Raw genomic sequence first — 19,391 nt, forward strand, 5'->3', positions numbered from 1 at the left:
ATACCTGACTTCATCTTATGTTCATGCTTAAATAAAACTCAGCTGGTATTTTATGCAGCAATAACTATTTCATAATAATTAGAAAATTAATAGGATCTATGAGCATGAGCTGTCCCCACAATAACTATCGGGCCATGGAAGATGATATCCATACGGATTTCAAAGATGATATGTCCTACGGTGACTATCTAAAACTAAATCAAGTGTTAACGGCGCAACAGCCGTTATCTAATCAGCATGATGAGATGCTGTTTATCGTGATCCATCAGGCGAGTGAGCTGTGGCTCAAGCTGGCAGGACATGAATTGAGTAGTGCGGTAAAGAATATTCAGGAGGGGGATTTTGGTCACGCGTTTAAAGTGATATCTCGGGTGAAACAGATCCTCAATCAGTTGACTCAGTCCTGGAATATTTTGTCGACATTAACGCCTGTGGACTATCTTAAGTTTCGGGATGCCTTGGGGCATTCTTCCGGTTTCCAGTCCTATGGTTATCGTAAAGTCGAATTCTTACTGGGCAATAAAAATGCGTCCCTGCTCAAGGTTCATGAAAGTGATCCTGTAGTGCACCAGGAGCTTAAGGCAATCCTAGATGCCCCTAGTCTCTATGATGTAACCCTTAAGGTATTACATGACAATGGCCTTTCTATAGACGCCGATGTGCTAAGTAGAGACTTCAGCCAAGCCTATCAGAGCAACGACTCAGTGCTTAAAGCATGGCTAAGCGTGTATCAGAATGCTGATGAGCACTTTCAACTCTATGAATTAGCAGAAAAACTAATAGATATTGAGGATAGTTTTCAGCAATGGCGCTTCAAACACATGTATACGGTGCAGCGCATCATTGGCAACAAGATGGGCACTGGTGGCTCTTCGGGTGTTGGATTCTTGAAAAAAGCGCTGGATATCAGCTTTTTCCCAGAACTGTTTGAGCTTAGAACTCATTTGTAAGCTCACGTAAAAACTCATGTATAAAAACGCTTTTACAACATAAATGATAATAACACTAGCTTTGAAAGAGAGGAAAGTATGAGCCAAGATATCGCGCTAACCCTCCAGCCACACTACAGCCAATTTAATGTTAGTGAACGTATTTTATTGTCGGGGCACTCACATCAAGCCTGGCCTGATGTGGCGAAACAGGGCTTGTTAAACTGCTTCGATGACGCAGCAAAACATATCGATGATAAGTGGCAGGCGGCCTTTGAAAAGGCTGACAGAGTGCGGGGATTTTATCGGGGATTACTCGGTGATCCTAAGGCGCAGATTGCATTAGGTGCATCTACCCATGAGTTATTGCTACGCTTCTTGTCGGATCTGAACTGTTTTAAACAGTCGCTGCGCAGGCCAATTAAGATAGTCACCACAGATGGTGAGTTTCACTCATTGCGTCGTCAGCTTAATCGCTTAAAAGACCTTAATGTGAATATAGAGGTGGTGTCTGTACACCCAAGCAGCACCTTGGCTGAGCGACTCATCGACAAGCTCGATGCTAAAACCGATGCCGTGATGGTTTCTGCTGTGTTCTTCGGAACCAGTGAGATATTCAAGGATGTTGGCTTAGTCGCCAAAGCTGCCGATAGCCTGAATATTCCCTGTTTAGTGGATGCCTATCATGCACTGAATGTGGTGCCTTTTGATCTCAACGAGTGGCAGTTAGCGTCGGCATTTGTGGTTGCTGGTGGCTATAAGTACTGCCAAGCAGGTGAAGGGAACTGCATGATGCGGATCCCGCAAAACTATCAAGGCAGCCCGATTATCACTGGCTGGTATGCCGAGTTTGACGTGCTTAATCAGGCGCCCGGTAAAGTGGGATTTGGCCCGGGTCAGAGTGCATTTGCAGGCTCTACCTATGATCCAAGCAGCCATTACCGCGCCGCAGAAGTGTTTGACTTTTTTGAGGCTCAAAACCTTACCGATATTAAGCTTAGGAAGATTAGCCAGCAACAGATAAGCTTACTATGGCAAGGGATTGAATCTATGGGGGTCAGTCACGAGTGTCTAGGGCTGCCGTCACATGCAATTGCCGATAATGCTGGTTTCTTATCACTCACTACGGCTAATGCCAGTACTTGGGTTAAAGAGTTGGGTCAGCTTGGGATCTTGTGTGATAGCCGTGGTAACCAGCTCAGGTTTGGCCCAGCGCCTTATGTGACTAAGGCTCAGCTAGATCAAGCACTTAATGTGGTTGAAGATCTAGCAACACGGATTGGCTAACCAGTGTGCAGAACAGTTCAAACACTGAGTTAGGAGAAGGTATGATTAAGTTTATTGAGTGTCTGGTCCCGTTAGACAAGCAAGAAGCATTCTCAGTGGCGCAGCGCTGTTGGCGTCAGACGTCTCACTGTCCTGGTTTTATCAAACAGTATGGCGGTTGGGACCAGAAAACGGGCCGCGCTATCATTCTTGCTCATTGGCAGAATAGGGCGGCGATAGATGAGTTTATGGCCACCACTCATGACAAGATAGCCGAAGAAAATCAGCAACACCTCACATACGAAAGCTGTAAAGTGAGCTATTTCAACCTGGTTAACATTATGCCTAGCACTAAAGTGGCTAATGTTAGTGAGGTAGGTTTTGTCAGAGTTGCAGACTGTAAGTTGAACCCCGGTGGTGCGCCAGCATTTTTGCAAGATCAGGCTGAAATATGGACGCCTGCTATGAGTGAGTGTGATGGGATGCTCGGTGGCTACCTTGCTCAATTGGTAACAGACCCGCTCCGTTATATGGTGATCTCACTGTGGCGCGATGAGCTGAGCCACAGTGATTATATGAAACTGCAATTTAAATATGCTCGTGCAAAGGTCAACCTTGAATCGTATATTGACGAGCTAGTGGGTTATCAGCTATCGACTATCCCAGCTTGGGATATCGACAGTTTAGAGCGTAAGACTAATACTCGTTTTAGTACTAGATGCCTTTAGCTCGAATACGGTTAACGTTGCGGTTCATCAGGTGACGTAGCAGGTAACGAAATAGGAACTTTTTAATTCCGCTCAAATTACTGCCATATTTTGCGTAAAAGTCATCGGGTTGAACATACAGGCCAAAATCATCGGCAATCCCTTCGCTTTGAATATAGGTATCTTGGCCTTTCCAATCGATATCCGGGTTTGAGAGACATTTAGTTGAGATACCATAGCCTGAAAATTGTTTGCACTGCTGACTGAAGCTTTTCTGTACCTGAGTAAGGTAGTCGCGGTCGATAATATAACCCTCTAAGTTAATCCAGCGACCATCTAGCTCGACTTCCACCCAGCTATGGATTATTCGTTTCGGTGCTATCGCAAAAAGATAGTTGGGTACTGCGCCACGCTGCAGCTCGTTAAAGATGGTAAAACCATGGAATCGACTGGAGATCCCAACGGCTCTAAGCAGTGCCATAAGTAGAGTGCCTTTGGTATTGCATTGGCCGTAGCCATCTTTTAACACTTGGCTGGCATTAAGGCGGTCATCAGCGTTATAGCCAAATAGGATCTCATCGCGCACATAGGTATATATTGCCCCTATTGCATCATATTGACTTAGCTGCGCCCAGCCACGTATATCGACGAGCTTCTGCATACTTGGGTGCTCAAAATCTAACATCTTAGTGGTTTGTAGATGCTGTTTAGTTATCTCGTTTTGCTTGGTTGATATTCTTGTCATTGCTAACTCCTGAATCAAGCTGTCGTATCTACTTAGAGACTATCTACTAAGTGTCTATCGATTGAGTATCTATGTGCTGATAATAGGAGTTTGTGCCGCAGATAAATTGAATAAACTGGCTAACTTGATCGGATATCTAGCTCACTTATTTAAGTAGGAATAGGATCAATGCTTGCCGAATTGTCATGCCAAATTGATTTTTAAAGGTTCGGCTCAGGTGAGCACTGTCGGCAAAGCCAGCTAGGTAAGCAGCCTGAGTTGCATTGTTGCCATTTTTAAGGGCATTAAGGGCGCAGAACATTCGACGCCATAGCAGATAGGGGCGCCAAGTTATGCCCATCTGCTCGCGAAAAAGATGCAGAAAGCGACTCTCTGATAGAGCTAGTTGCTCAGCTATCTTTGCTGCCCGCCAACCGCTGGGTTTAACGCAATCGCCATTAATGCACTTGTCCAGTTGTGAAACCAGTTCCTGTATGCGTTTGTCAGTGGGCTGACTGGTGAATGTATCGGGATAACTGCCTAGACCTAGTTGCCCAAAGAGTGGGGCTAACTGGGGAAAGGGTTGGTCGTCGCTGCTGGGAATTGATGGAATAGTGGATGATTGCAGCGCTATATCGCATGTAGAGCGGCCAGCAAGCTTCTCTTGCAGTGCTTTTCCCCAATGGCTCAGAGGTTCGATCAGGAGTATCCACCCAGATGTCATTGAGAGTTGGTGCTCAACGTCCGCATCGATTAATAGTGCGCCAGTGCCGACATTGCCATTGAGTTGATAAGTTGAGTTACTGCTTGGCCATATCAGCTGAATAGCATGATGCTTATGGGCTGCAGTATCGAGTGCTGCGCCATAAATAATTAACATGCCGGGCTCAAGCCAAACAGTTGGACGCATATGTTATTGGTCTCTTTCTTTATGAGTTAAAGTGAAGCTATTAAACTTACTGGAAATAGTTCCAGATTTTAAGGGCTACTGGTCCCAAGGCCCTATTTTTTAGCTTAGCGATATACATAGGCAGTTTGAAATCACCTAAGGTATTTAAGCTAACGAGTTCCCCTGATTTCAGCTCTTTCTTCACCATATGTTCAGGCAGGCGTCCCCAGCCAAGGCCTTGAGTGATTAAGGTCTTTTTAGTGTGCAGGTCAGTGACATACCACTTAAGCGCTTCATCAATAATACTGGTATCTGGCGATCTTTTGTCAGTAGATTTGACGATGACCTGAGGATAGTTTGCAAGTTCATCCTCAGTGACATGACTCGTATCATCAAGAGGCAGCTGTGTAGAGATAAGCAGGGGAATATTCATGGTATCGATTAAGTTATAGTCCACCGCTTTATTTTTAAAAGGGGTGCCATATATAGCAATATCGACCTTTTCATCCAGTAGCATTCTCTCACCGGATGCGACTTCGATCTCTAGATGAATCGTGGTGCTAGGGAAGTCTTGCTTAAGCTCGAGCAATAACTGAGTGATTTTATCTAAGGGGAAGTTGGAGCTAACGCCCAGACGAAGTTCTGTCTCACTCTCGCCTTTGAGTTCATTGACGTAAGTTTCGAAATCACTTGCCTGCTTGAGTAACTGTCGAATTTTAACGATTAAGAGTTTGCCGTCTGCAGTGAGCTCTGGTCGATAAGTTTGACGGTTAAAGATCTGAAGATCGTAATAGGTTTCTACTTGTTTTACTGAGTAGGACACAGCCGAGCGCACCTTATGCAGTTTCTCGCTGGCTTTTTGAAAGCTGCCCTCTGCACAGATGGTATCGATAACCTGAAGATGTTCTAAATTCACCATGGTCTAATAATATGACCGTTATGTACTAAAAGCTATGCTTTTTTGTGAACAAGTGTTGCCTTACAGTTATCTCATTCGAACAAGCTCACTGAATGAAAATCACATGAGAAAAGGAAGCAAAGACGATGAAAATTTTAGCAATCGGTGCAAACGGCGTTATTGGTCAAGCAGTAGTGAAGCATTTATCACAACTCCATGATGTTATCTCGGTGGGCCATAGCCGCGGAGCGATAACAGTCGATACCCAGAGTAAGGAATCGATTCGAGCCCTGTTTGAGCAAGTCGGCATGGTCGATGCGGTGGTGAGCATGGCAGGTAATGGTGCCATGGGCAGCCTTGCGGATATGCCAGACTCTGGTTACCAGACTGTGCTAGACAGTAAAGTCATGGGGCAGGTCAATCTGGTTAGAATAGGATTGGAATACCTCAATCAGGGCGGCTCGATCACCTTAACATCGGGCCAGTCTTCAAATAATCCATCACCTGGGACTGCTGCTATCTCTATGGCAACAGCTGCAGTCAATGGTTTCGTAGGGGCTGCAGCACTTGAATTGACTGATGGCAAAAGGCTTAATGCTGTGAGCCCAAGTTTCGTCAAAGAAACCATGGAGATGCTCGGCATGGACAGCAGTACTGGTATGCCAGCCGATGAGCTTGCTGCCTATTATGCTGCCAGTGTTAGCGGGCAGAAGAATGGTGTTGTTTATCAAGCCATAGGAGGTTTAGATGAATAAACCGGCATATTTACTTCTCAGTAGCCATTAGCTGAGGTAATTGGTTAACAGTGATTGGCAAATCGCTATCGAGAAGAGTGAAAAGGTCAGTGTGTTTTCTACGGTTTTCTACATTAACACTACACTGAAGCACAGCACTGACCATTTTTATTTCTATCCTTGTCAATTAATAAGCAACCCCGATGCGTTGCTGGGGATATTTAGCGGCTTCCAGCTCATCGATCATGGCGAGTGCATAGTCACTGACCGATATCTTGCTATTTCCCTCTGAATCGACGAGTAATTGCTCTGCGCCAACACGATACAGGGCTTGTTTTTCACCAGGGAAAATCAGCGCCGCCGGACTGATAAAAGTCCAGTTAATGGGACTGGTACTTTGACGAAATACCTCCAGTGCCTTGCCCATCTCTACTGACTCTGTGTGATATTCTGCTGGGTGAAAGGTAATATTCAAGATAATGATGTGGGTTTGTTGCTTCGCTCAGCCAGTCGAGGAAAAGGCATTGTCAGGTTACCCTGCGATCAGGCTAATCCCGTCATTTTATCGCAGAGCAATGGCAAGAGGATATAAAACGGTTAGCGCCCGTGGATTAGGCCTATTGATTGATGTTTGTTGATTAGTTGCTGACAATAAAAAGCCCCTAAAAGGGGCTCTTTACATTATGAGGATTAACCCGCGCGTAAACTTAAAATCCCAGCAAGTTCTATTGGCTCTGGGTAACGGCAAAATGCTTCATCTTTTTTATCTATGGCATAGATAGACATTCTATCGGCTAGCTCGTTACCTTCGATGCCAATATGAGCCGCCACATGGGAGATCACCAGCTTTTCTTTAAGCTCATCATATAGGGCATGTGATGCCTGAATGATCTCCAGGTTCTTGATATCCCCGGCAGTCTTACGCTTCCAGCCTTTGGTTTTCCAGCCATAGGCCCAGTTAGTGATGCAATTGATTGAGTATTGGGAGTCACTACGGATATGTACTGACTTGCCTGCTGCCAAGTTCTCTTCTGCAAGTAATAGCGCCTGATGCAGTGCATTGAGTTCGGCGGAATTGTTGGTGCCGTAGCTATTATATAGGCCGTACCAAAGTTCAGACAAAGCGTTATCTTTATATACGGCTACGCCAGAGCCCGCTTTACCTGGGTTGGGCTCACAGCCACCATCGGTGTAGATAACGACATCGTAGTCAGCGTTAGAGGCTGATGTTTTAGCCGAAGGGGCTTTTTGACTCTTGCTTGGGCTAGAGGTATTAGCTGGCTTAGCAGCATAGGCGCTCGATGCACCTTTTGAAAATGCGGCATCGGCTTCGGCTTTTGTTGGAAAAGATTTGAACTTGGCCTTAGGGAATTTATCGACCTGACGCTTGGCTTCATCCCAGGTGGTAAAAATCCCAGTTTCTCGACCGACCCAAACCACATAAAACTTTTTAGCCATTTGATACTCTTAACGTTACTAAACAAAAGAAAATATATTGTGGCAAATACTACGGTTACCCAGCGCAAAAGTCACCTAATCAGAGGCAAGAAGCGATAAGACTGAGGTAGATTGCGCAATCTTACTGCAGATTTAAGGGAGAGCTTACTTTCTTAAGCGGCTAGGCTAACCCCATATAAGACGCTAGGTTGACTCAGATGAGAATAGCTGTGAAATTAAGCACATAAGTTTTTACATTGAGTTAAAGCAGCCTACTCAAGGAGGATCCTGGGATTTGGATTTATCGATGCCGCTCAATGTCGGTTAGAGGCTGTTTTTGTTGACGTGGAGGCCGTCGGTATGGGCATAGGTAAGTTACTCGCGACCGAGTTGGAAGTGCAGGCTAAAAAAGCGGGCGTTGAAGAATTAAGCTTATCCTCTTCATTAAATGCTGTCGGTTTTTATCAAGAGTTAGGATATATCGCTGGAGATGAGACTCAATGGCGGCACCCCAGTGGTATCAAACTTATGTGTATTCCCATGTGTAAATTACTATGATCCACGCTGCTTTGCATCTCCCCAGCTATTCAGGCTGTAGGCTGACTCACAGAATTCCCCTTAGTCTTAGGTAAACTCTGTTACCAGTTAGATATATTTTTCGACCACTTAGGTCCATTTTTTGAATTTTTAGGAGTAAATAGTATGACGAGTCGTCCCATTATCTGTGATTGTGATCCAGGCCATGATGATGCCATCTCCCTTATTCTTGCTTTCAGTACTAAAGCCTTAGATGTGTTGGCCGTGACCACGAGTGCCGGCAATCAGACACCGGATAAGACACTCAATAATGCGCTGCGCATACTGACTTTACTGGAGCAATATGACGTGCCTGTGGCTGGCGGCGCACTTAAACCGCTGGCGCGGGAATTGATCATCGCCGACAATGTGCACGGCGAGTCTGGCCTAGATGGCCCTAAGCTACCAGATCCTGGTTTTGCTCCGGTTGAGCTTAACGCGGTGGAGCTAATGGCGCAGAAAATTCGTGCCAGTGAGGTTCCGGTTATTCTTAACCCTACGGGCCCTTTGACCAATATCGCCTTGTTGCTAGCCAGCCATCCCGAATTGCACGCTAAGATAGACAGCATTGTCTTGATGGGGGGCGCTGCGGCTGCGGGTAACTGGACGCCAGCCGCCGAGTTTAATATTTTTGTTGATCCTGAATCTGCCGATATGGTGTTTAAATCAGGTATTCCCATCGTCATGTGTGGGCTGGATGTGACTCACCAAGCTTATATCGTGCAACAAGATATAGAACGAATTCGCGCCATAGATAATCCCGTGGCTCAGTGCGTCGCGGGTCTGTTGGATTTCTTCATGATCTATCATCAAGATCCTAAATGGGGACTCAAGGGCGCACCTCTGCACGACCCTTGCACCATAGCCTGGTTGCTGAAACCTGAGCTGTTTACAGCTCAAGATGCTTGGGTCGGTATAGAGACTAAGGGAGAGTATACTCAAGGTATGACAGTCGTGGATAGATATCAGCTATCGGGTAATAAGCCCAATGCCAAGGTGTTGTTCGATGTGGATCGTGACGGCTTTGTCGATCTAATTGTCGACTGCCTGCAGGCTTACAATAAATAGCTTCTAATTTAAATACGTTATAAAAATAAGAGAACCAGGTTATATGACAAGACTTTTGGTCATTGGCAGCGCCAATATCGATCACGTGATGGAGTTTGATTGTTTGCCCAAAGCTGGCGAGACCCTGATGAGTGAGGGTTATCGTATCGAACACGGTGGCAAAGGGGCGAATCAGGCAGTGGCTTGTGCCAGACTTAAAGGCGATGAGGCTGAAGTTAGTTTCATCTGTGCTTTGGGTTGTGACGACGCTGCCGATGCCATGGTGAATAGCTGGAATCAGGACGGTATCGCTCTGGAGCACATTAAGCAGTTTGAAGATGTCGCTACCGGGAGCGCGATGATTTTTGTCGGTGGTAACGGAGAAAATTCAATCGGGGTCGCTTCGGGCGCTAACTCGCGTCTATCGGCCGAATGGATAGATGAATGTGAGTCTGTTTTCGAGCTTTCAGACAGTCTGATTATCCAGCTGGAAACTCCGCTGGCGAGTGTTAGGGCTGCATTGCAGCAGGCACGCAAACACGGATGTAAAACCATACTTAACCCTGCACCAGCGGCGAGACTAGACGATGACTTGTTATCTTTAGTAGATATTATTACGCCTAACGAGACTGAGGCCGAGGCATTGACGGGAGTGAGGGTTACCGATCTAGAATCAGCGGCTAATGCCGCTACGGCCTTGCATCGATCTGGTGTTTCTGTAGTTATTATAACTTTAGGATCTCAGGGGGCTTTTCTCAGTGAAAATACAGGGGAAAAGTTCCAAGGTTTGATTAAAGGTTATCAGGTGACGCCTGTCGATACAGTCGCTGCTGGAGATACCTTCAATGGTGCACTGATGGTGGGCTTATCCGAAGGCATGGAGATGAAAAAAGCAATCGATTTTGCCAATCAATCAGCTGCCATCGCCGTGACGCGACATGGGGCTCAGCGTGGGATCCCTAAGCGGAGTGAGTTGGATTTTTCGCTTTAAATATGGTGTAAAAATTAATAAATGTAAACTTCAGAAGGGGCTGTATTTGGCCCCTTCTTCATGTCTAAAACTACAGCCAATATTTTATAAATTGAGCTTATTTGATACTGATTGGTATTAGACTTACTTTTTCATGCATTCAGATAATAGCTTAGCGAAAAACTCACTGCCTTTACGCTGGGAAAATTCGATATTTCGCTCCGGAATGGTTTCTGGCTCGTTATAGTCAGCAAGAGCTTTTTCCATACTCGCTTCTCGAATGATATGTAGCACAGGGTAAGGAGAGCGGTTGGTATAGTTTGAGGGCTCATCCATGGGCTCGCCGTCAAAGCAATAGTCAGGGTGCATGCTGGCTAACTGATACACGCCTTCGTAACCTTGATCGATAAGCCGTTCGTTGGCTAAGTCGACCAAGTCCAGATAGGGATAAAATCCTTCAAAACCTCTGGGAATAATAAATAGGCAAGTTTCAACCTCAGGATTTTCATCTAGAAATTTGCATTCGCTGATCAAAGATTCGAGCACCATATGCATCTTAGATTCATCAATCACAGCGTAACGTATGCTGCCTTGCTCTACTTCACGACGTGCAAATGGACAGATATTGTATTTCATGATGACACGTTCAACCCAGTTTTGAGTGTGCTGAGCAATGAGTTGCAATTCCTTGTCCTGTTCGTGCTGTGACATAGTGGTCTAGCCTTAATCTGTTTGGGTTACGCGTTGATGAAGCGCAAGGATAGGGAGGAAACTTGCTGGGTGCAAGCCTCAGTTTGAGACTGTTGTGACTGAGTGCTCAAGGCAACACCATAGGAATAATTGAGGCAACTAATAATAGGGCCATACTGACATTGAAAATCTTCTGTTGGCGTGGACTTTTTAACAGCCGCTTTAAGGCTGCCCCAAACCCTAACCAAGTGATTGCACAGGGAAAAGCCACGGCGAGAAATACCAGCGCTATGGTGACAACTTGTGGCGTGATGGCAGTATCTATGCTGGTAAAGGTGGCTACAGCACCTACAGCCATGATCCAGCCTTTGGGGTTTACCCATTGAAAGGCGGCTGCTTGTAGGAAACTTAATGGGTTAGCGCTACCTTTGCCTTCCATCTTACTGCTGCTATTGGCGATCAGCCATGACAAGTAGAGCAAATAAGCTATGCCGACATATTTTATAACCATATGCAGCATTGGGTAGGCTTGGAATACCGCGCTTAAGCCTAATCCTATGGCGAGCACCATACAAGGGAAGCCGATACAGATCCCGGTTAAGTGTGGCAGGCTACGTTTAATACCAAAATTTACCCCTGAGCTCATCAACATGACGTTGTTGGGGCCAGGTGTGATCCCAGATGAGAACGCAAACAGGGCAATCGCAAAAATAAGTTCCATGGGACCTATGATAAAATCGACGGTGATTCAAAAAGGAACGGCTAGTTTAACGGACATTAATACCTTAGGAATAGCTAAATCTGCTCATGGTTCAAAGAGGGGTTCTGCTTGATTACAATGTTTGTAATTTTGGTTACTTATGAGTCAGCTTAGGTTAACCTCAGCTAAGTTATTGTTGGAGTATTGAATACTGTTAAATGCCCATTGTGTGATATCGAAAAGGAACCTCACTATCAAAAAATTAATCTTTTTATGTCTAATGACATTTCTAACGGCTTGCGTCACAGCCGAGCATATTGAAACGAGCCCAATGCGCACCACTATGGTGACAACTGGTGATCTAGGTTTTATTTCTGGCAAAAACTCCAGCTTCGCCTGGCACCCTTCGTTGGCAAATGTGGTTGCAGGTGAGAGAATTGACAGTGATAAAGTGGTTCGTCATATGCAAGTTGCCTTAACACAAGTGATGGAGTCGAAAGGCTATCATTTGGTCTCTATCGATCAATCGCCTGATTTACTCTTGGGGTTTGGCCTCGCGCTGGGCTCTGAAATGAGTGATAAAGAGATCCTTAAGAAAGCTGGACTCGTTCCTGGACTTTCTACTACTGGAATAGATACTGAGCAATATGAAAAAGGCTCGGTGTTAGTGGCTGTATTTAATCCTATGCAACTACAACCTGCTTGGAGGGTATTGGCCCAGGGGTTTACTGATTTCGAACAGTCAGGTAAAGAGCGCCAACAGCGTTTTGACGAACTCGTTTCTTTAATGTTGGGGAGTGTTCCTCGCATTTAATTTCAAAGATAGTTGTTCAGGAGAAAGATTAGCTTCTACTCTGACATTATTTAGAACAACAAGTGTAAAAAAGGCGCCCTAAGGCGCCTTTTTTACGCTCGAGCTTACCGTTGGGGCGCTAAGCATGAGCAACTGCTTGTAGCCCTATTTAAATACTAAGGGCATTAAAGATACCAATTTATTAGAAGGTGGCTTTTACGCCAAGGTTAACAGTAGTGCCAAGTCCCTTAGTGTTATAGCCTGAGTAGGTATAGGCTTGCGAGCGAGCCGAGTAATAATCTTCATTGAGCAAGTTCTCAATACCAAGAGATAGCTGCCAGTTGTCGATTTGATAACTGCTACTCAAGTTGACCAAGTTATAGCTGCTAACGGGTCCTTGAGTGCCGACATACTTATCATTGACAGGTTCAAAGCGTTTACGGTCACCAACATACAGATAGTTGATGCCGATATTAGCTTGTTCAACGGGCTGCCAGTTAAGTGTTGCGGTAAATTTGGGTGCTGAAATTGTTTTACCGTCTAGATAGGTATCTTTATCTGTGTTCTTGCCCTCTATCCAGCTATAGCTGGCACTGGTACTCAAGTTATCTTGTATTTGATAATTGATCTGCCCTTCATAGCCCCAAATTTTTTGTGGCTCACGCACTGGCATATAAACGCCAGTTGCTTCAATGTATTCGCTACCCGTTCCTAGCTCTGATTCACTGCGAAATGCAGCAATTTCATAGCTAAAATCTTCAAAGGCGCCGGAAATACCCACTTCGTAGTTATCGACAATTGAGGCTTCAGTTTGGATTAACGAGATATCATCGACGGTTGCTGTGCGCAGTAAACGGCCAAGATCTGAGATGTCAGAGCCTTGAGAGAAACTCATGAATGGGCTGAAATAATCATTCATATTGTATCTGATGCCGACATTAAATGTCGTCGTGTCATAGTCAATCGTGCCGCCAGTTACATTCATAGGCACTGAGCATGTATCAGCATCGATACACACTTTGAGTGCCTGGTAGTCATCGACCTTCAGATCGACACTGTCTTGACGAATACCCGCTTTCACAATCCAGTCATCATAGATCACTATTTTGGTTTGTAAGTAGGCGGCTAAATTTGTCATGTCCATTTCAGGTACCCAGATCCGGCCGTCATCGAGCGGTTGAGAACTGACATCGTTTAGTGCATCAAGACCGTAGATAAAGCTGACTTCGACATCGTCCCAATCGACTTGTGTATTGAAGTTAACTCGCAGACCTTTTTTATCCGACTTAATATACGATTGTCCACCGGCATAACCTTCACTGGGGTTTGACAGTCGTGTTGAGTAGAAAAACATGTTTTCTATGATTTGTGCGTAGCCATCGACAGTCAGCTGAGTATTGGTAAACAACTCATCATCAACATATTTCAGCATCAGGTTATGGTTGCCACGTGGCCCCTGAGGTTCGCCTATCTTGGGCACCCCTGAAGTATCCTTAATAGCATAAGTTTTAACACCGCTATTGACGCTACCGACCACATCAACATAGTCAGTTTCTTGCTGAGAATCGTAATAGTTGTAAGTTAGCTGCAGGTATTTTTCTTCATCGAAGGCATAACCAAGTTTCGTAAATAGGTTTTTTGATTGGGTTTCAGATAAGCCATATTTAAGGCCAATAACATCACCTTCTGCATCACGCTGTAGGCCTGTTTCTTCAATGGCGCCACTGACTACATAACTGAAGTTATCGACCGTGCCATCAATTGAGGCGTCGAAACGATAACCTGGAGTATCTTCAAATTTTACTGCGCTGAATTTGCTCGATGCGCCAACCTGTACTCTGGCCTTGTCATCGCTACTGGCTTTTTTGGTGATGTAGTTAATGATGCCGCCTGATGCGCCATTACCATAAATTGAGGTGGCTCCCTTAATCACTTCGATACGTTCAATCGTAGCAGCATCAATAGAGCGAATACCCAGCTGACCATTTCTTAGTGGCGTAGATTGAGGCACACCATCAATCATGATCAATGCTTGGCGGCCACGTAATGTTTGTCCTGAGTTACTAGAGGTGCCCGAGCTTGGCGCCATTCCAGGAACACGGAACGCCAGTATGTTCTGCAGCTCTGAACTAACTAAGATATCTTGCTTAAGCATTTTATTGTCAATCAAGGTGACCGAAGATGGCACTTCATCGATGCGCTCGACACTTCGGCTGCCGGTGATAATCATCCGCTCCATCGAGTTATTTGAAGTGTTATGTTCATCGGCGATGACAGACAGTGAAGGCAGAGCGAGGCAAAGCAGCGCACAGCGTGTGGCGATAGCTGTTTTGCTTAAAGATAGTGGCATTGTAGATCCTGACAATGTAAATAATGTGACGCGAATGATATAGATTATCAATATCATTTGAAGCTTATTTACATATGTAATGTGTTTGTTGCTGTTCAAGTGCGGTTTTTGAGTTATTACGTGTTGCTGATCACACTTTTTTACCCGTATCATGTTTAAAGAATCGTATAAAAGGATATTTGTATGCTTAAACTGTGTTGGCTAGTTTTTCTGCTTGGCTCATTTTCTGTGAGTGCAGCGACCTCTAAAGATTTGATTAAATCGACTGAGTCATGGGACGGGAATAAACTGCCTGCATACTCATTGACCCAGCCTGAAGTGACAATTAAAGAGATAGTGATAGCGTCGGGTGAAGAGTTGCCTTGGCATCAGCATCCAGTGATTAATGCAGGCATACTTCTGAGCGGTGAGTTGATGGTGTACACACGCGACGGTAAACAGAAAAATCTAAAGGCTGGGGATACGCTTATTGAGTTGGTTAACACGTCTCACTATGGGAAAAACATCAGCGAAGAGCCGGCCAAAATCGTGGTGTTTTACCTGGCGGAGCAGGGGGATAAAGTGACGGTGTTAGATCATAAACACTAATTAGCATTGTTAAATTGACTATTAATAAATAAGAAAGCTCATGACATACATGAGCTTTTCTGTTGAAACAGTGTATAGCGTCAGCTTAGCCTACGCTAATCTCATAAGAGGTGAACTTTCTCAGATTGATCACGCCAGTATCGAAAATTAAATACTGACCTTTTATACCGAGTAAAACACCGCTAACCACAGGTTCTTTATCGAAATTATGTGAGCTTATCTTGGTTGGAAACTCGGTCACTGGAAACCTGATTGCCTGAATATCTTCATCGAGCTTCTCGATGGCATATTCACCATGGGCCATACAAATCTCATGAATTTTATTTTCGACTTCTGGTAATAATTCTGCAGCCTTGGCTTTTAGATCGATATCTTCAGCGTTGCCTTTAAGCATAGTGCGCCAGTTGGTCTTATCGGCGATCATCTTGGCGAGTTCCACTTCGACAAGTCCGGAGATCTGTCTGGTAGACACTTTCAAAATCGGTAGACCTTGAGTCGCGCCTTGATCGATCCAACGGGTTGGCAGTTGAGTATGACGTGTGATGCCAACTTTTAACCCCGAAGTATTCGATAGGTAAACATAATGAGGCACAAAACAGTTAGCCTCTCCCCATTCTGGCTCGCGGCATGTTCCCTCGGCAAAGTGGCAGGTCTCAGGCTTCATGATACACATGTCGCAGCTAGCCAGTTTTCTCATACAGACAAAACAATGACCCTGAGAATAACTCTTTTTTGTACGTTTACCGCAGTTACTACAGCAAATTTTACCGGTATGGGTCAAGGTCACTGTGGTGCCGATGAGTGGGTTCATATCTAATAAATCGTCGCCAACTGGCAACTGATACTGCACCTGCTGGTTATCATCCAGTGTGGCGCGCATTTTCTTGATGGTTCCTAACATATTTTTTCCTATCATTGAGGGAGCTCTGGCGGTTCCTGACAATGGTATTTACATGACATTGACGATCTTATTGGTTTCAGTATATCAGGTTGTTGACTTCGGTCTTGATTGATTTATTCGATTGCGAAGTGATTTTGTAAAGAGGTATAGATGGAGGCTAAGTGAGGGGAGTATCGAGGAGTAAGTCATCGAAGAGAAGCTTCTCCCCGATGTTGAGATTGAGCCTGGTTTATTCTTGGGTCTGTGGCAGATTTAACGGCTTATTTTATCGAGTACCACATCATCACCGATAGCATAAAGTGCTTCACAGAGCCTCTCTTCTTGTTCGGAATTTTTCATACCGAGATCGAAGTTGGCTCGAAAAAGAGCTATACCTGTGTGGCTGGCACTTTCATAGCTGCTGCTAAAGTTTTCTATGTTGATGCCTAATGCGCTTATTTTATTAGAAATATCATGCACCAAACCCGGTCTGTCATAGGCAACTAACGAGAAACTTTGCTGTTTGAGTTCGTTAGTTTGTTTGCTGGTTTTAGAGAAGGTCATGGTCAAACCTTCAATACATTCTAGACTGTCTACTAAATTATCCCAATTAGAAGCTGGAACCTCTAGTAGCAAGATTGCTGCAAATATTCCATCGATATGTTTTAGCTCAGAATCTAGCCAATTACCGCCATGTCGACTAACAGCATGGGCAATTTGCTCAACAAGGCCTTTTTTGTCTGCGACTTGTAGTGTGACTAAGTAATGTAACATGTTGATATTGCTCCTATCTATATTAAATCTTCGACTGTAACACTAGTGTCATCTTTACGTCATATAATCCCACACATCAGAATAATGAGATTGTTTCTAAACTATTGTTAGCATAGGAAATGAAACAATCCCAGCGAAAAGTCACATGGCTATTTAATAAACGAGGTTCTAATGGAAATTCAGGCCGTAAATCCTGATTCTAAGGCTCAAAGTATACTGATGGGCAAAGGCTCGAGTAGAAGAGCAATTATGGACAGGCTCACTCAATTTGGAGTGACTGTGGGGGGGGCAATGGTTTTTGTCGCCCTTTTATTGATCTTCTTTTACCTTTTATACGTAGTGAAGCCTATCTTTGACAGCGCCGATGTGACGCCAGTCATGAGTGTCGAAGTTTTTGATGATTCTGTGCCAGCCTTGATGGTGGGTAGCGACGAACAGAATGAAGTCATCTATCGAGTTTCTCAAACAGGTCAAGTTGATTTTTATGATGTTAGCTCATCAAAATTAATTGAAACTGAACAGCTGGCTATTCCTCAAAACAGCAAAGTTGTCAGCAGCTCAACCTCTTTTCCAAGTGAACAGAGATTTGCTCTGGGCTTAGATAATGGACAAGTGGTAATTGCTGGAATCGAATTCGCTGTCACTTATCCAGGCAACAAGCGCCTCATTACGCCTAATTTACGTTTCCCTAACGGTAAAGCACCGATGACCGTCGATGAATCTGGTCATGGCATTCATAACCTAGCTTTTGATTACAGCAGCGATAAGATGACATTTGCTTATCAGGGCGATGATCAGGTTTGGCGACTCTCACGCCAAGAAGGTGAAGAGAACATGATGACCGAAGAGGTCGAGTGGACTGCATACAGCAGCACGATAACTGATGCTCCAGCCAGAGTTCAACAACAACTAATGACTCCGGACCAACGTCAACTTTTATTAAGATCGGATAACAAGCTGTTTGTTTTCGATATTCGTGATGCCGAAGCCGTTTCATTACTGCAAGTATTAGAGCTTGGCCGTACGGGGGCCAATGTGACTAACATTAGTTTGCTTGCTGGTGCTAGCTCAGTGTTGGTGAGTTATGACTCTGGACTCGTTCAACAATACTTTCAGGTCAACGGTGAGCAGGGGCGTCAATATCAAGAGATCCGCGACTTTAAAAGTGATGCGGGTATCAAGAGTGTGGCTTCGGAATTTTACCGTAAAAGCTTTGTCACCATCAGTGATGAAGGCCACTTGTCACTGCTGTATACCACTAGCCAAAGAAAGCTGTTCTCTGCAGATTTCGAGTTGAGAAATATCGGTTCAATGGGCTTTAGTCCACGTTCAAATGCCTTGGTGATTGAAGCTGATAATAAGCTGCACCTATTCAGTGTCAGCAATACCCATCCGGAAGTCTCATGGAGCGCCATGTGGAGTAAGGTGTGGTATGAAGGTTATCCTGAGCCGAAATATGTGTGGCAGTCGACATCTGGTTCTGATGACTTTGAGGCCAAGTTAAGCTTGATGCCATTAGCTTTCGGTACCATGAAAGCCGCATTTTACGCCATGATATTTGCCACGCCATTAGCCATTGCTGGTGCCATCTATACCGCATACTTCATGTCACCAAAAATACGCGCTGTGGTTAAACCGACCATTGAGATAATGGAAGCCTTACCTACTGTGATTTTGGGCTTCTTAGCGGGTCTTTGGCTAGCCCCTCTGATTGAAGATAATTTACCGGGTATTTTAATGCTACTGGTGCTCTTGCCTGTTTCTATCCTAACGACAGCATTTACCTGGCATAACCTGCCAGATAGCGTTAAGCAGCGTTTACCGGAAACCTATCAAGAATTGATGTTATTGCCGGTGATTTTATTTGTTGGCTGGTTCTCTTTTGCGATTAGTCCAAGCCTTGAGATTGCATTCTTCGATGGTGATTCACGCATGTTTATCACTAACGAGCTTGGTATTACCTTCGATCAACGCAACGCACTCGTTGTCGGTATTGCCATGGGCTTCGCGGTTATTCCTACTATTTTCTCTATTGCCGAAGATGCGGTGTTCTCTGTACCTCGCCACTTATCAAACGGAAGTTTGGCTCTAGGAGCGACTAACTGGCAAACCTTGACTCGTGTTGTGTTATTAACAGCCAGTCCTGGGATCTTCTCTGCCGTCATGATGGGACTCGGTCGAGCAGTTGGTGAAACCATGATTGTACTTATGGCTACGGGTAACACAGCCATCATGGAGTGGAGTGTGTTTGAAGGCATGCGGACGCTCGCGGCAAATATTGCCGTCGAGATGCCTGAATCGGCGATTGGTAGCTCGCATTACCGAGTGCTCTTCCTAGCAGCCTTTGTATTGTTTATTTTCACTTTCTTCTTTAACACCATAGCTGAAGTCGTTAGACAACGTCTTCGTGAACGTTATAGCTCACTTTAAATAGCGATG

At 44.8% G+C, this 19,391-nt stretch carries 19 protein-coding genes and 1 pseudogene; 10 read left to right on the top strand and 10 right to left on the bottom strand.

What is annotated here, in order from left to right; translation table 11 throughout:
* Positions 1-104 precede the first annotated feature (104 nt).
* The 3 genes from kynA to FM038_RS07055 all read left to right on the top strand — a co-directional run bounded on the left by kynA (position 105) and on the right by FM038_RS07055 (position 2,923).
* A complete protein-coding gene (kynA, locus tag FM038_RS07045) occupies positions 105-950 on the top strand; it encodes a tryptophan 2,3-dioxygenase (RefSeq protein ID WP_142872589.1) in 846 nt (281 codons plus the stop codon).
* 78 nt (positions 951-1,028) lie between these two features.
* A complete protein-coding gene (locus FM038_RS07050) occupies positions 1,029-2,216 on the top strand; it encodes an aminotransferase class V-fold PLP-dependent enzyme (RefSeq protein WP_142872590.1) in 1,188 nt (395 codons plus the stop codon).
* A gap of 41 nt (positions 2,217-2,257) precedes the next feature.
* Positions 2,258-2,923, top strand: a complete 666-nt coding sequence (locus FM038_RS07055) for a YdbC family protein (RefSeq protein ID WP_142872591.1) — start codon at positions 2,258-2,260, stop codon at positions 2,921-2,923.
* Here FM038_RS07055 and FM038_RS07060 read toward each other — a convergent pair.
* The 3 genes from FM038_RS07060 to FM038_RS07070 all read right to left on the bottom strand — a co-directional run bounded on the left by FM038_RS07060 (position 2,910) and on the right by FM038_RS07070 (position 5,434).
* Positions 2,910-3,647 (bottom strand): transglutaminase-like domain-containing protein, encoded by a 738-nt coding sequence (locus FM038_RS07060; protein ID WP_142872592.1) that lies wholly within the window; start codon positions 3,645-3,647, stop codon positions 2,910-2,912. The two genes, FM038_RS07055 and FM038_RS07060, sit on opposite strands and share 14 nt — an antisense overlap.
* Positions 3,648-3,792: 145 nt before the next feature.
* Positions 3,793-4,536: a helix-turn-helix transcriptional regulator gene (locus tag FM038_RS07065; protein ID WP_142872593.1), complete on the bottom strand. Its 744-nt coding sequence runs from the start codon at positions 4,534-4,536 to the stop codon at positions 3,793-3,795.
* Between the two features lie 46 nt (positions 4,537-4,582).
* Positions 4,583-5,434 (bottom strand): LysR family transcriptional regulator, encoded by an 852-nt coding sequence (locus tag FM038_RS07070; protein ID WP_142872594.1) that lies wholly within the window; start codon positions 5,432-5,434, stop codon positions 4,583-4,585.
* Between the two features lie 125 nt (positions 5,435-5,559).
* Here FM038_RS07070 and FM038_RS07075 point away from each other — a divergent pair, with 125 nt between their 5' ends.
* Positions 5,560-6,168 (top strand): short chain dehydrogenase, encoded by a 609-nt coding sequence (locus FM038_RS07075; RefSeq protein ID WP_142872595.1) that lies wholly within the window; start codon positions 5,560-5,562, stop codon positions 6,166-6,168.
* Positions 6,169-6,334: 166 nt separating this feature from the next.
* Here the strand turns inward: FM038_RS07075 and FM038_RS07080 are convergent, their stop codons facing one another.
* Positions 6,335-6,574 carry an NAD(P)-dependent oxidoreductase gene (locus tag FM038_RS07080; RefSeq protein ID WP_199242729.1) on the bottom strand — a complete coding sequence of 80 codons (240 nt, stop codon included), beginning with the start codon at positions 6,572-6,574 and terminating at the stop codon, positions 6,335-6,337.
* Positions 6,575-6,837: 263 nt separating this feature from the next.
* Positions 6,838-7,605 (bottom strand): ribonuclease H family protein, encoded by a 768-nt coding sequence (locus FM038_RS07085; RefSeq protein ID WP_142872596.1) that lies wholly within the window; start codon positions 7,603-7,605, stop codon positions 6,838-6,840.
* A 255-nt stretch (positions 7,606-7,860) separates the two neighbouring features.
* Here FM038_RS07085 and FM038_RS07090 point away from each other — a divergent pair.
* The 3 genes and pseudogenes from FM038_RS07090 to rbsK all read left to right on the top strand — a co-directional run.
* Positions 7,861-8,142, top strand: a pseudogene (locus FM038_RS07090) (GNAT family N-acetyltransferase); the annotation flags it as partial.
* Between the two features lie 144 nt (positions 8,143-8,286).
* Positions 8,287-9,228: a pyrimidine-specific ribonucleoside hydrolase RihA gene (gene rihA / locus FM038_RS07095; protein ID WP_142872598.1), complete on the top strand. Its 942-nt coding sequence runs from the start codon at positions 8,287-8,289 to the stop codon at positions 9,226-9,228.
* Between the two features lie 43 nt (positions 9,229-9,271).
* A complete protein-coding gene (gene rbsK, locus FM038_RS07100; RefSeq protein WP_142872599.1) occupies positions 9,272-10,198 on the top strand; it encodes a ribokinase in 927 nt (308 codons plus the stop codon).
* Between the two features lie 123 nt (positions 10,199-10,321).
* On the opposite strand, the gene FM038_RS07105 is transcribed toward rbsK, so the two are convergent.
* Complete coding sequence (locus tag FM038_RS07105) at positions 10,322-10,888, bottom strand: DUF1415 domain-containing protein (protein WP_142872600.1); 567 nt, start codon at positions 10,886-10,888, stop codon at positions 10,322-10,324.
* A gap of 106 nt (positions 10,889-10,994) precedes the next feature.
* A complete protein-coding gene (locus FM038_RS07110; protein ID WP_142872601.1) occupies positions 10,995-11,588 on the bottom strand; it encodes a LysE family translocator in 594 nt (197 codons plus the stop codon).
* Between the two features lie 310 nt (positions 11,589-11,898).
* Between FM038_RS07110 and FM038_RS07115 the strand changes: the two genes are divergently transcribed.
* On the top strand, positions 11,899-12,381 hold the full coding sequence (locus FM038_RS07115; RefSeq protein ID WP_223293015.1) for a DUF4136 domain-containing protein: 483 nt from the start codon (positions 11,899-11,901) through the stop codon (positions 12,379-12,381).
* 181 nt (positions 12,382-12,562) lie between these two features.
* On the opposite strand, the gene FM038_RS07120 is transcribed toward FM038_RS07115, so the two are convergent.
* Positions 12,563-14,710, bottom strand: coding sequence for a TonB-dependent receptor (locus FM038_RS07120; RefSeq protein WP_142872603.1), 2,148 nt, complete (start codon positions 14,708-14,710; stop codon positions 12,563-12,565).
* A gap of 183 nt (positions 14,711-14,893) precedes the next feature.
* Between FM038_RS07120 and FM038_RS07125 the strand changes: the two genes are divergently transcribed.
* Positions 14,894-15,298 (top strand): cupin domain-containing protein, encoded by a 405-nt coding sequence (locus FM038_RS07125; RefSeq protein ID WP_142872604.1) that lies wholly within the window; start codon positions 14,894-14,896, stop codon positions 15,296-15,298.
* 85 nt (positions 15,299-15,383) lie between these two features.
* Here FM038_RS07125 and FM038_RS07130 read toward each other — a convergent pair whose 3' ends face one another.
* Positions 15,384-16,199 carry a DUF2797 domain-containing protein gene (locus tag FM038_RS07130; RefSeq protein ID WP_142872605.1) on the bottom strand — a complete coding sequence of 272 codons (816 nt, stop codon included), beginning with the start codon at positions 16,197-16,199 and terminating at the stop codon, positions 15,384-15,386.
* A gap of 252 nt (positions 16,200-16,451) precedes the next feature.
* A complete protein-coding gene (locus tag FM038_RS07135) occupies positions 16,452-16,952 on the bottom strand; it encodes a glycine cleavage system transcriptional repressor (protein ID WP_142872606.1) in 501 nt (166 codons plus the stop codon).
* A gap of 171 nt (positions 16,953-17,123) precedes the next feature.
* On the opposite strand from FM038_RS07135, the gene FM038_RS07140 reads away from it, so the two are divergent.
* Positions 17,124-19,382 carry an ABC transporter permease subunit gene (locus FM038_RS07140; RefSeq protein WP_195873222.1) on the top strand — a complete coding sequence of 753 codons (2,259 nt, stop codon included), beginning with the start codon at positions 17,124-17,126 and terminating at the stop codon, positions 19,380-19,382.
* Positions 19,383-19,391 lie beyond the last annotated feature (9 nt).

The sequence above is a fragment of the Shewanella eurypsychrophilus genome, from assembly GCF_007004545.3.
Taxonomy (GTDB): Bacteria; Pseudomonadota; Gammaproteobacteria; order Enterobacterales; family Shewanellaceae; genus Shewanella; species Shewanella eurypsychrophilus.